Source organism: Erwinia sp. TECH1, from assembly GCF_054057575.1.
Map to the genome: position 1 here is coordinate 1,879,207 of NZ_JBSRZK010000001.1, position 11,696 is coordinate 1,890,902.

Annotated in this window: 13 protein-coding genes; 11 read left to right on the plus strand and 2 right to left on the minus strand. The window is 57.2% G+C overall.

The annotated features are described in order from the left end of the window. Window positions 1-20 precede the first annotated feature (20 nt). Window positions 21-686, minus strand: coding sequence for a flagellar basal body P-ring formation chaperone FlgA (gene flgA / locus ACVWZ0_RS08860; RefSeq protein WP_253454608.1), 666 nt, complete (start codon window positions 684-686; stop codon window positions 21-23). Between the two features lie 155 nt (window positions 687-841). On the opposite strand from flgA, the gene flgB reads away from it, so the two are divergent. The 11 genes from flgB (at window position 842) to flgL (ending at window position 10,731) form a co-directional block, all read left to right on the plus strand. Continuing rightward, complete coding sequence (gene flgB, locus ACVWZ0_RS08865; protein ID WP_125290789.1) at window positions 842-1,255, plus strand: flagellar basal body rod protein FlgB; 414 nt, start codon at window positions 842-844, stop codon at window positions 1,253-1,255. Between the two features lie 3 nt (window positions 1,256-1,258). Then, window positions 1,259-1,663 carry a flagellar basal body rod protein FlgC gene (gene flgC / locus ACVWZ0_RS08870; protein ID WP_253454607.1) on the plus strand — a complete coding sequence of 135 codons (405 nt, stop codon included), beginning with the start codon at window positions 1,259-1,261 and terminating at the stop codon, window positions 1,661-1,663. 11 nt (window positions 1,664-1,674) lie between these two features. Next, a complete protein-coding gene (gene flgD / locus ACVWZ0_RS08875) occupies window positions 1,675-2,346 on the plus strand; it encodes a flagellar hook assembly protein FlgD (RefSeq protein ID WP_253454606.1) in 672 nt (223 codons plus the stop codon). A gap of 26 nt (window positions 2,347-2,372) precedes the next feature. Continuing rightward, the gene (flgE, locus tag ACVWZ0_RS08880; protein WP_253454605.1) at window positions 2,373-3,581 is read left to right on the plus strand and encodes a flagellar hook protein FlgE; all 1,209 of its coding nucleotides are present in this window, start codon (window positions 2,373-2,375) and stop codon (window positions 3,579-3,581) included. Window positions 3,582-3,602: 21 nt separating this feature from the next. Continuing rightward, complete coding sequence (locus ACVWZ0_RS08885) at window positions 3,603-4,343, plus strand: flagellar basal body rod protein FlgF (protein ID WP_253454604.1); 741 nt, start codon at window positions 3,603-3,605, stop codon at window positions 4,341-4,343. Window positions 4,344-4,359: 16 nt separating this feature from the next. Beyond that, the gene (gene flgG, locus ACVWZ0_RS08890) at window positions 4,360-5,142 is read left to right on the plus strand and encodes a flagellar basal-body rod protein FlgG (protein ID WP_125290784.1); all 783 of its coding nucleotides are present in this window, start codon (window positions 4,360-4,362) and stop codon (window positions 5,140-5,142) included. A 66-nt stretch (window positions 5,143-5,208) separates the two neighbouring features. Next, entirely contained in the window at window positions 5,209-5,910 is a 702-nt protein-coding gene (locus ACVWZ0_RS08895) for a flagellar basal body L-ring protein FlgH (protein WP_253454603.1), read from the plus strand. 9 nt (window positions 5,911-5,919) lie between these two features. Next, window positions 5,920-7,017, plus strand: coding sequence for a flagellar basal body P-ring protein FlgI (locus tag ACVWZ0_RS08900; protein ID WP_301252711.1), 1,098 nt, complete (start codon window positions 5,920-5,922; stop codon window positions 7,015-7,017). Then, entirely contained in the window at window positions 7,017-7,976 is a 960-nt protein-coding gene (gene flgJ / locus ACVWZ0_RS08905) for a flagellar assembly peptidoglycan hydrolase FlgJ (protein ID WP_253454602.1), read from the plus strand. The genes ACVWZ0_RS08900 and flgJ overlap by 1 nt, the downstream gene beginning before the upstream one ends. 116 nt (window positions 7,977-8,092) lie before the next feature. Further along, window positions 8,093-9,745, plus strand: coding sequence for a flagellar hook-associated protein FlgK (gene flgK, locus ACVWZ0_RS08910; protein ID WP_253454601.1), 1,653 nt, complete (start codon window positions 8,093-8,095; stop codon window positions 9,743-9,745). A 20-nt stretch (window positions 9,746-9,765) separates the two neighbouring features. Further along, entirely contained in the window at window positions 9,766-10,731 is a 966-nt protein-coding gene (flgL, locus tag ACVWZ0_RS08915; RefSeq protein ID WP_253454600.1) for a flagellar hook-associated protein FlgL, read from the plus strand. A gap of 98 nt (window positions 10,732-10,829) precedes the next feature. On the opposite strand, the gene ACVWZ0_RS08920 is transcribed toward flgL, so the two are convergent. Continuing rightward, entirely contained in the window at window positions 10,830-11,402 is a 573-nt protein-coding gene (locus tag ACVWZ0_RS08920; RefSeq protein WP_253454599.1) for a flavin reductase family protein, read from the minus strand. Window positions 11,403-11,696 lie beyond the last annotated feature (294 nt).

The window sequence follows — 11,696 nt, forward strand, 5'->3', positions numbered from 1 at the left end:
ATGAAGCCATCTTTAACGCTTTACAACGATATAAGAATATTCCCATCGGAGCCGACTTTCCCGCTCACAATCTGCCCTGAATTCATACGTACTCTGACCGGCTGCGCCGCTGTGGCGTTGTTCATGGCGCGGCCCTCGCTGGCGACGTTAAAACCGTCTCCGCTGGCGATAACATTGACGTTGTCGCCGGCCTTCACGCGCCACGGCTGGCGCACCATCATCATCGTCAGCGGCTGGCCGGGCACGATGTCCCGCAGCGCGACAGCGTCGGCCACGTCGGCCATATTGATCACCGCACGCGCCGGCAGCGTATCCAGACGGCCATGCACCACTTTTAAATCGTCCGCGGTCAGCGCGGTACCGCGCACGACCTGGCGAGCCGCCACCAGATAATCGCCTTCAACCTGCACCTGTACCTGTAGATAGCGCCGGTTCTGGCCACAGTTGGCGGCCACGCTCATGTTGCCCCACATCCGGCTATTGCCCGGTAAGGAAAATTGCGGTGCATCACAGGCGGGCCACTGCCCCTGCGGCGTTTTCACTACCACGCTCAGGGTATCGGCACCCTGGCCGGTTTCCCCATAGCGGGCTTTAAAAAATTGATTGAGCTGGGCCGTCAGGTCGGCGGCGCTGGCGCTAACCGTTGCCAGACTCAGACTCATCAGGAAGAGAGTCAACACACGCATATTTTTCATCCTCGCTGCAACATGGCGACGATTCTACGCACGGGGCCGCAAAGTCAAGGCGCAAATTAACGACGCTTTTTAGCGCTATTCTGCCGATCGGATTAATCCTAACCCGCTTATTCTCTCCCCACTGAATTTTCAATTGCGGAGGAAACATGCTCGACAAACTCGACGCAGCCCTACGGTTTAACACTGAAGCACTTAACCTGCGTGCACAGCGGCAGGAAATCCTGGCATCCAATATCGCTAACGCGGACACGCCAGGCTATCAGGCGCGCGATATCGATTTCGCCAGCCAGCTGAGCAAAGTGATGGAGCAGGGGCGAGCGCAGGGAACGGGCATGTCGCTGGCGGTCACCTCGTCACGCCATATTGCTGCGCAGTCTTCTGCACCGGCATCGATGGATCTGATGTACCGCGTGCCGTCCCAGCCCTCGCTGGATGGCAACACGGTGGATATGGACCGCGAACGTACCGAATTTGCCGATAACAGCCTGAAGTATCAAACGGATCTGACTCTTATCAGCGGCCAGATCAAAGGCATGATGTCCGTATTACAGGGGCAATAATAAATGGCTTTACTGAACATTTTTAATATCGCCGGATCGGCAATGGCTGCCCAGTCGCAGCGTCTGAACGTCAGCGCCAGTAACCTGGCCAACGCCGACAGCGTAACCGGGCCGGACGGTCAGCCTTACGTGGCGAAGCAGGTGGTTTTCCAGACCGATGCGGCGCCAGGCGCTGCGACCGGCGGCGTACGCGTCGCGCAGGTAGTGGACGATCCTACGCCAGCGAAGCTGGTTTACGAACCGGGCAACCCAATGGCCGACGCGAAAGGTTACGTCAAGATGCCAAACGTGGACGTGGTCGGGGAAACGGTTAACACCATGTCGGCGTCGCGCAGTTACCAGGCCAACGTTGAAGTGCTGAACACCGTTAAACAAATGATGATGAAAACCCTGACGATGGGTCAATAAGGAACAGACAGATGGGCATTACCGTTGGCGTTAATGAGTCACTTGACAACACAGCTATTACTTCTTCGTCGTCGACTACCGATAAAACGGCAGCCGACCTGCAAAGTAACTTCCTGACCCTGCTGGTCACGCAGTTAAAAAACCAGGATCCGACGAACCCAATGGATAACGGCCAGCTGACTACACAGCTGGCACAGATCAATACCCTGAGCGGCATTGAAAAACTGAACACCACGCTGGGATCGATTTCCGGCCAGATCAACAGCGGACAGTCTTTGCAGGCTTCCACCCTGATCGGCAAAGGCGTGATGGTTAACGGCTCGCAGGTGCTGGTCGGCAGCGGTCAGACCACGCCGTTTGGCGTTAGCCTGGAACAGGCTTCAACGGCGACCACCGCCACCATTACCGATCCTTCTGGCAAGGTAGTGCAAACCATTAACCTGGGTGCGCTCAGCGCCGGCGTCCACACCTTCTCCTGGGATGGTTCGTCAGCAGACGGCACCACCGCAGGCGACGGCAAATATAACGTGGCCATCAGCGCCAGTAACGCTACCGGACAGCTGGTCGCGCAGCCGCTGAATTATGCATTAGTCAATGGGGTTACTAACGACACCAGCGGTGCCGTTCTCGACCTCGGCACGATGGGTAAGACCACCATCGCGAATGTTCGTCAGATTATTTAACTTAACCCCGATTCAGGAATACACACATGGCATTTTCTCAGGCAGTCAGCGGTTTAAACGCAGCATCCAGCAACCTGGACGTTATCGGCAACAACATCGCCAACTCCGCAACGGTGGGTTTTAAATCCGCTACCGTTTCCTTCGCTGATATGTTCGCCGATTCTAAAGTCGGTCTGGGCGTAAAAGTAGCTGCGGTAACCCAGGACTTTAACGACGGTACGACCACTTCTACCAGCCGTGGCCTGGACGTGGCAATCAGCCAGGCCGGCTTCTTCCGTATGGCTGACGCCAGCGGCGCGGTTTACTACAGCCGTAACGGCCAGTTCACGCTGGACGCTAACCGTAACATCGTTAACGCCAACGGCCTGCAGCTGACCGGTTATCCGGCAACCGGCACGCCGCCAACCGTGCAGACCGGTGCTAACCCGGTTGCGCTGAGCGTACCAACCACGGCGATGGCGGCGAAATCCACCAGCGCAGCGGCACTGGTAGCTAACCTGAACTCAACCGACAGCGTGCCGACGACCACGCCGCTGGATATTAACAACACCAGCTCTTACAACAGCAAAGCGTCAATGACCACCTATGACTCGCTGGGTAACGAGCACAACCTGAACCTGTACTTCACCAAAACGGCTGACAACGCCTGGACGGTGAACGTGAAGGACGGCAGCTCGGCGAACCCAACCGCTGACGTGGGCACGTTCAACATGACTTTTGATACCAGCGGCCAGATGACATCCACCGCGACGCAGGCGATTACGCTGGCGGGCCTGAACGGTTCTGCTGCCACTAACTTCACGCTGAACATGGCGGGCAGCCAGCAGCAGAACACCGGCACCAGCACCTTCGGCAACCCAACGCAGGATGGTTACAAGCCGGGCGAACTGACCAGCTACCAGATCAACAACGACGGCACGGTAGTAGGTAACTACTCCAACGAGAAAACCCAGACCCTGGGTCAGATCGCCCTGGCTAACTTTGCTAACCCGGAAGGCCTGAAGTCTGAAGGCAACAACGTGTGGTCAGCAACGGCTTCTTCTGGTCAGGCGCTGGTTGGCCTGGCGGGCACCGGTAACCTGGGTACGCTGACCGCAGGCGCGCTGGAGTCTTCCAACGTCGACCTGAGTAAAGAACTGGTCAACATGATTGTGGCACAGCGTAACTATCAGTCTAACGCCCAGACCATTAAAACACAGGACCAGATCCTCAACACCCTGGTCAACCTGCGTTAATTCGGCTAACAGGGGAGTCAAATGGATCACGCGATATATACCGCAATGGGGGCTGCCAGTCAGACCCTCCAACAGCAGGCAGTCACGGCGAACAACCTGGCCAACGCCTCCACGCCTGGCTTCCGTGCGCAGCTGAACGCGCTGCGCGCCGTGCCGGTGCAGGGCGAGTCACTGCCGACCCGTACGCTGGTGACGGCTTCGACGCCGGGCTCAGATATGACCCCGGGCGCGATGGACTACACGGGACGTTCGCTGGACGTCGCCGTTCGTCAGGATGGCTGGCTGGCCGTGCAGGCTCAGGATGGCGCTGAGGCCTACACCCGCAACGGCAACATGGAGCTGAACCCGGCCGGACAGCTCACCATCCAGGGCAAACTGGTGATGGGCGACGGCGGACCGATTGCCGTACCGCAAGGCTCGGAAATCACCATTGCCGCTGACGGTACGATTACCGCGCTGAACCCTGGCGATCCGCCGAACGCCACTGTCCAGCTGGGACGTCTGAAGCTGGTGAAAGCCACCAGCTCGGAAGTCACTCGCGGCGACGACGGCCTGTTCCGTCCGACCGGCGCAGCGCAAACCCTGCAGGCCGATGCGACCATTCAGGTGATGCCTGGCGTGCTGGAGGGCAGCAACGTCAGCTCCAGCCAGACCATGGTCGATATGATCGCCAACGCACGCCGCTTTGAGATGCAAATGAAAGTCATCTCCAGCGTCGATGAAAACGAACAACGCGCTAACCAGCTGCTGTCAATGAGCTAAGAGCAGAGGAACTAACATGATTAACTCTTTATGGATTGCCAAAACCGGTCTTGATGCTCAGCAGACCAATATGGATGTTATCTCGAACAACCTGGCGAACGTCAGCACCAACGGCTTTAAACGCCAGCGTGCCGTGTTTGAAGATCTGATGTATCAGACCATTCGTCAGCCTGGCGCGCAGTCTTCTGAACAGACTTCTCTGCCTTCCGGGATGCAGCTGGGTACCGGTACTCGTCCGGTAGCGACCGAGCGTCTGCACACTCAGGGCAACCTGAACAAAACCGACTCATCGAAAGATGTGGCGATCAGCGGGCAGGGTTATTTCCAGGTACAGATGCCGGACGGCACGCTGGCCTATACCCGTGACGGCTCTTTCCAGACTGACCAGAACGGCCAGCTGGTGACCAACGCCGGTTTCCCGGTGCAGCCGGCGATCACTATCCCGGCCAACGCCCTGAACATGACTATCGGCCGTGACGGCGTGGTCAGCGTGACGGTGCAGGGTCAGACCCAGCCTACGCAGGTCGGCCAGCTGACGCTGAGCACCTTTATTAACGATGCTGGCCTGGAAAGCAAAGGTGAAAACCTGTACCAGGAAACGCAGTCATCGGGCGCACCGACCGACAGCACGCCGGGCAACAACGGCGCGGGCCTGCTCTATCAGGGCTACGTTGAAACCTCCAACGTAAACGTTGCCGAGGAGCTGGTCAGCATGATCCAGACTCAGCGCGCCTATGAGATCAACAGTAAGGCAATCAGCACGTCCGATCAGATGCTGGCCAAACTGACTCAGCTGTAAGTAAGACCGTGCCGGGTTCGCCCGGCGCTTAATAAAAGCTTTCTCTAATGATTAAAGGTTAATTCCATGGCGAAGCAAATTTCAGTGCCTGGACGCTTGTTAGTAGCCTTAGCGCTTCTGACGCTTAACGGTTGTGCTTTAGTTCCACGTCAGCCCCTGGTTGAAGGTTCGACAACGGCCCAGCCGCTGGCCGCTTCGCCGCCTGTGGTTAACGGCTCCATTTTTCAGGGCGTGATGCCGATGAACTACGGCTACCAGCCGTTGTTCGAGGATCGTCGTCCACGTAATATCGGCGATACGCTGACCATTACCCTGCAGGAAAACGTCAGTGCGAGCAAAAGCTCCACGGCCTCCGCAGGACGTGACGGTAGCGCATCCCTTGGTCTGACGGCGCTGCCTTCCGCGCTGACCGGCCTGCTGGGCGGCGAAAAAACCAATATCGACGCCAACGGCAAGAGCGACTTTGCAGGTAAAGGCGGCGCAACGGCGAACAACACCTTTATCGGCGTCATCACCGTGACCGTGAATCAGGTGCTGCCGAACGGCAACCTGAAAGTGGTTGGTGAGAAACAGATTGAGATTAACCAGGGTACGGAATTTATCCGCTTCTCGGGCGTGGTTAACCCACGCACCATCAGCGGCAGCAACAGCGTAGTTTCGACCCAGGTGGCGGATGCCCGCATTGAGTACGTCGGCAACGGCTATATCAATGAGGCACAGACGATGGGCTGGCTGCAACGGTTCTTCCTGAACCTGTCACCATTCTAAGAGGTTAAAATGCGTAAGATTATTCGATTCACCCTGCTGCTGCTGACTGCGGTCAGCGCTTTTGCCCACGCCGATCGCATTCGCGATTTGACCACGGTTGGCGGCGTGCGCGACAACTCCCTGATCGGTTACGGTCTGGTTGTCGGGCTGGATGGATCCGGTGACCAGACTACCCAGACGCCGTTTACCACGCAAAGTCTGAACAACATGCTGTCGCAGCTGGGCATTACCGTGCCCAGCGGCACCAACATGCAGCTGAAAAACGTCGCGGCGGTGATGGTCACCGGCAAGCTGCCTGCCTTTGGCCGTCAGGGCCAGGTGATTGACGTGGTGGTTTCTTCTATGGGTAACGCCAAAAGCCTGCGCGGCGGCACGCTGCTGATGACCCCGCTGAAAGGCGTGGATAACCAGGTTTATGCGCTGGCGCAGGGCAACATTCTGGTGGGCGGTGCGGGCGCTTCTGCCGGCGGCAGCAGCGTCACGGTTAACCAGGTAAACGGCGGCCGCATCACCGGCGGTGCGACTATCGAACGTGAACTGCCGAACAGCTTCGGCGCGTCTAACGTGATCAACCTGTTCCTGAACGAAGAAGACTTCAGCATGGCGCAGCGTATCGCTGACGCGATTAACGGTCGCTACGGCTCTGCTCAGGCGCTGGATGGCCGTACCGTGCAGGTACAGGTTTCCGCTAACGGCACCTCTCAGGTTCGCCTGCTGGCTGATATCCAGAACATCGATGTTTCCGTGCCGATTCAGGATGCAAAAGTGATTATCAACTCGCGCACCGGCTCGGTGGTAATGAATCGCGAAGTGATGCTCAGCTCCTGCGCTATCGCTCAGGGCAACCTGTCGGTCACGGTTAACCAGCAGCAGAACGTCAGCCAGCCGAACACGCCGTTCGCAGGCGGCCAGACCACGGTCACGCCACAAACGCAGATCGACCTGCGCCAGAGCGGCGGCGCGCTGCAAAGCGTAAACGCCAGTGCTAACCTGAACAGCGTTGTTCGTGCCCTGAACGCCTTAGGCGCCACGCCGATCGACCTGATGTCCATCCTGCAATCAATGCAGAGCGCGGGCTGTCTGCACGCCAAACTGGAAATTATCTGATGAGCAACGCCCAGTCTCTGATGGGAGCCGCCTACGACAGCGGCTCACTGAACAACCTGAAACGCCAGGCCAGCAACGACCCGAAAGCGCACGCACGGGAAGTCGCCAAACAGGTAGAAGGGATGTTCGTGCAAATGATGTTGAAAAGTATGCGCCAGGCGCTGCCGCAGGATGGTCTGCTGAGCACCGAACAGACGCGTCTTTATACCTCAATGTACGATCAGCAGATTGGGCAGGAAATCGCCTCGAAAGGGCTTGGCCTGGCCGACATGATGGTCAAGCAGATGGAGCAGGCGCAGGCGCCCGATGAGAAAGCGGGCACCGTGCCGATGAGGCTGGATAAAGACTTTATCAACACGCTGCCGCCGCTGGCGATGGCGATGGAAACAGAGCAGGAGCGGATCGTTCGTCAGGCCGTACCGCGCCTGCCTGCTTCGCCGGACAGACCGCTCAGCGGCGACAGCGCTGACTTTATTGCCAAACTGTCGCAGCCGGCGAAAGAAGTCAGCGCCGGTACCGGTATTCCTCATCACCTGATCCTGGCGCAGGCCGCGCTGGAGTCTGGCTGGGGCCAGCGGCAGATCATGACCGCAGAAGGCAAGCCAAGCTTTAACCTTTTCGGCATTAAGGCGACGGGCAGCTGGCAGGGCAAAACCACCGAAATCACCACCACCGAATATGAACACGGCGAAGCGAAAAAGGTGAAAGCCAAATTCCGCGTTTATGACTCCTATTTCGATGCGCTGAGCGACTATGTGAAGCTGATTGCCAACAACCCGCGCTACCAGGCGGTGACCACGGCGGCAACGCCGGAGCAGGGCGCGCAGGCGCTTCAGGCGGCAGGCTACGCCACCGATCCGAAGTATGCGCAGAAGCTGGTGGGAATGATCCAACAATTCAAGAACATGGGCGAGAAAGTAGTGAAAGCCTATAGCCAGGATATCGGCGATTTGTTCTGATTTTCCGCTCAAGTTTGCCTTATTTTTGCCGATAACGTTTAAAAGCCGGTTCCGCATCAGCGCATGCCGGCAACCGATTGTAATGCCGGCCCGTGCTGGAGCAATAAGGAACCGACATGTCTAACTTAATTAACACCGCTATGACCGGTATCAACGCCGCTTCGGCCGCGCTGAGCACCACCAGTAACAACATCAGCAATTACAACGTTGCTGGCTATTCACGTCAGACTACGGTTCTTGCCCAGGCAAGCAGCACGCTGAACGGCACGCAGTATTATGGCAACGGCGTGGCGGTGGCCAGCGTCAACCGCGAATACGATGCCTTTATTACCAATCAGCTGCGCAGCGCCAGCACCCAGTCCAGCGCGCTGACCACGCAGTACAGCCAGCTGTCCAACATTGACGATATGTTTTCCAGCACCACCAATACGCTGTCGACCACCGTGCAGGATTTCTTCTCTTCGCTGCAAACGCTGGTCAGCAACGCCTCCGACTCGTCTTCGCGTCAGGCGGTATTGGGTAAGGCCGACGGTCTGGTTAACCAGTTCAGGGTTACGGATACTTATTTACGTAACGTAGACAGCAGCCTGAGCACCTCGATCACCTCCAGCGTCGATCAGATCAACGGCTACGCTAAGCAGATCGCCAATATCAACCAGCAGATCACCAAGCTGAAAGGCGCGGGCGCGGGCAACGAGCCTAACGATCTGATGGATCAGCGCGATCAGCTGGTCAGCGATCTAAACAAAATTGTCGGCGTAACCGTCAGCCAGCAGGACGGCGGCAGCTATAACATCAGCATCGGCAACGGTATTTCGCTGGTGCAGGGCGACAGCTACAGCAAGCTGGCCTCCGTTTCTGCCAGCAGCGATCCGAGCCGTAAAACTATCGCTATGGTGGATAATACCAGCGGTAAGGCGACGGAAATCCCGGAAAGCCTGGTGACCACCGGCTCGCTGGGCGGCCTGCTGGCTTTCCGCACCGATCTGGATAATACCCGTAACCAGCTTGGCCAGATGGCGATGGCGCTGGGCGACAGCTTCAATACCCAGCACAAAGCGGGCTATGACAGCAACGGCGACGCGGGCGAGGCCTTCTTTAACCTCGGCGGCCCGTCGGTGACGTCCAACACCAATAACAGCAAGACGGCTTCGCTTTCGGCGGCCTGGACCGATACCAGCGCGGTAAAAGCGTCTGATTATAAGGTGAGCTACGACACCAACGGCTGGAGCGTAAAGCGTCTTTCCGACAATGCCAGCGTGTCCGCGAACCCGTCTACGGACGCCAGCGGCAACACCACGCTGAACTTTGATGGCCTGCAGCTGACGGTGTCCGGTACGCCAACGGCGAAGGACAGCTTCCTGGTGAAGCCGGTTGCCAACGTTATCACCAATATGAGCGTCAATATCACCGACGAAGCTAAAGTCGCCGCTGGCGATGCCGATAATGGTGTGAGCAACAACAAAAATGCTCAGTCGCTGCTGGATTTGCAGACCAAAAAAGTGATCGGCGGCAGCAGCACGGTGACGCAGGGCTACGCCAGCATGGTTGCCTCTATCGGTAACAAAACCAGCAACCTGCAAACGACCAGCACCACGCAGGGCAACGTGGTGACGCAGCTGACCAATCAGCAGCAGTCCGTTTCCGGTGTGAACCTGGATGAAGAATACGGCAACCTGACGCGCTATCAGCAGTATTACACGGCCAATGCGCAGATTTTGCAGACCGCCACGACCATATTTAACGCGCTGATTGGCGCCGTAAGCTGATTCCTCAGAAGGATAAAATCATGCGTTTAAGCACCACAATGATTTATGACCAGCAAATGCGCGGCATTTCTGATTCGCAGGCCAGCTGGCTGAAGTCAGGCGAACAGTTATCGACCGGCAAACGCGTGGTCAGGCCCTCGGACGATCCGGTCGCGGCGGCCCAGGCCGTTGTGCTGTCTCAGGCTCAGGCCGAGACCAGCCAGTACAAAACGGCGCGTAACTTCGCCACCAGCAGCCTGTCGCAGGAAGCCACCAATCTGTCTCAGGTGACCAGCGTGATCACCCAAGCGCAAACGGCGGTAGTGGCGGCTTCAACCGGCACGCTGTCGGACGAAGACCGCTCGACTTATGCAACCACGCTCACCAGCCTGCGCGATCAGCTGATGAACCTGGCGAACTCTACGGACGGTAACGGCCGCTATATTTTTGCTGGTTACAAGTCCGATACGGCACCTTTCACTCAGGATGCCAGCGGCAACGTCGCCTACAGCGGCGGCGATACCGCCATCAGCCAGAAAGTGGATGCCAGCCGCACCATGACCACCAGCCATACCGGCAGCCAGGTCTTTACCTCGCTGACCAGCAATGCGGTGGCGGAGCCGGACGGCAGCGCCAGTGAAAGCAACATCTTTACCACGCTGAACACGGCGATTAACTCGCTGAAGCAGCCGCTGGCGAATGCGGACGGCGCGACCAAAGATGCGGCGGCAGCGGATATGGCTAAGGCCAACCGTGGCCTGCGTAACTCCATGAACAACGTGCTGAAAGTTCAGTCCGAAGTGGGTACGCAGCTGAGCGAGCTGGACAGCATTGAAGCGAAATCTGACGATACCGCGCTGAGCCAGGCGACCCAGATGAGTAATCTGGTAGATGCCGATTACACCAGCACGATTTCGTCTTACACCATGAAGCAGGCTGCGCTACAGGCGTCTTATAAAGTGTTCAGCTCCATGTCGCAGATGTCGCTGTTTAAAATGAATTCTTAGGTTTACCCATTTTGGACGCGCTTAAACCGGGTGCGTCCGTTTTTTCCCCGTCTTCAGATTAACCTCCTGACGACGGGTTTTTTTTGCCTGTTGTTTGCTTATTCCACCACCAGCGACGTGCCGGTAGTATAGAAATGTTTGCCGGCAATATAGTGCAGGCTGCGCCACTCATCGCCCGCTTCTTCAAAGTGCCAGTGACCTTCTCTGAACACCCGGCTGTCAGCCCACGCGCTTTTAATTTCCCCGATAAATAAATCATGATCCTGCTGATTTTGTTCAAGCGGGATAAGATGACAAAAAAGCCAGGCGGCACAGCCTGCCACCAGCGGCGGCGCAACTTCCGGCAAGGAGAAAAGATCCACGCCCGATTTCAACAGCTTATCCTGCTCTTGATGACGTGAATGGGTGCCCAGGTAATGCACAAGGTCGGCCTGCGCGGCGGTGGGAACCTGGATAACAAACTGACCGCTGGCTTCAATCAGGCGGCGGGTAAAGGCGCTTTTATCAAGCACCACCGTTAATTTTGCCGGTTTGAAATCCAGTCCGCACGCCCAGGCGGCGGACATCACGTTTTCGACGCCTTCATGTGTTGCCGACACCAGGATTGTTGGGCCGTGATTGATCAGCCGATAAGCTTTTTCGAGTTCAACAGGTTGAAAAAAAGCATCCATAAATAGCCTCCTTTGAAATGGATAAATAAAGCTAAGCGTGGCGGCGGGATATGACAATGCCGGATGGCATCCCTTCACCGGAGTAACCGCTTCCGGTAACGAAACCACGTGTAAAACAGTCGCTTCTGCATGTCATTTGCTGACAATCTGCACTGCCCGTACCAAAAGGAAGCGACACGCCGGGTAAACCGGTTATGTTAAGCGGCACCGTCGCCCCTTGCAGACAGGTTGCGTCAACGCTTTGCCCCGCAATAGTAAACTGTTCAACGCCATGTTTATGAGCAGGAACTGGCA

Coding starts and splice junctions, on each gene's coding strand:
- flgA (WP_253454608.1), bottom strand. CDS start 686: ATGCGTGTGTTGACTCTCTTCCTGATGAGTCTGAGTCTGGCAACGGTT.
- flgB (WP_125290789.1), top strand. CDS start 842: ATGCTCGACAAACTCGACGCAGCCCTACGGTTTAACACTGAAGCACTT.
- flgC (WP_253454607.1), top strand. CDS start 1,259: ATGGCTTTACTGAACATTTTTAATATCGCCGGATCGGCAATGGCTGCC.
- flgD (WP_253454606.1), top strand. CDS start 1,675: ATGGGCATTACCGTTGGCGTTAATGAGTCACTTGACAACACAGCTATT.
- flgE (WP_253454605.1), top strand. CDS start 2,373: ATGGCATTTTCTCAGGCAGTCAGCGGTTTAAACGCAGCATCCAGCAAC.
- ACVWZ0_RS08885 (WP_253454604.1), top strand. CDS start 3,603: ATGGATCACGCGATATATACCGCAATGGGGGCTGCCAGTCAGACCCTC.
- flgG (WP_125290784.1), top strand. CDS start 4,360: ATGATTAACTCTTTATGGATTGCCAAAACCGGTCTTGATGCTCAGCAG.
- ACVWZ0_RS08895 (WP_253454603.1), top strand. CDS start 5,209: ATGGCGAAGCAAATTTCAGTGCCTGGACGCTTGTTAGTAGCCTTAGCG.
- ACVWZ0_RS08900 (WP_301252711.1), top strand. CDS start 5,920: ATGCGTAAGATTATTCGATTCACCCTGCTGCTGCTGACTGCGGTCAGC.
- flgJ (WP_253454602.1), top strand. CDS start 7,017: ATGAGCAACGCCCAGTCTCTGATGGGAGCCGCCTACGACAGCGGCTCA.
- flgK (WP_253454601.1), top strand. CDS start 8,093: ATGTCTAACTTAATTAACACCGCTATGACCGGTATCAACGCCGCTTCG.
- flgL (WP_253454600.1), top strand. CDS start 9,766: ATGCGTTTAAGCACCACAATGATTTATGACCAGCAAATGCGCGGCATT.
- ACVWZ0_RS08920 (WP_253454599.1), bottom strand. CDS start 11,402: ATGGATGCTTTTTTTCAACCTGTTGAACTCGAAAAAGCTTATCGGCTG.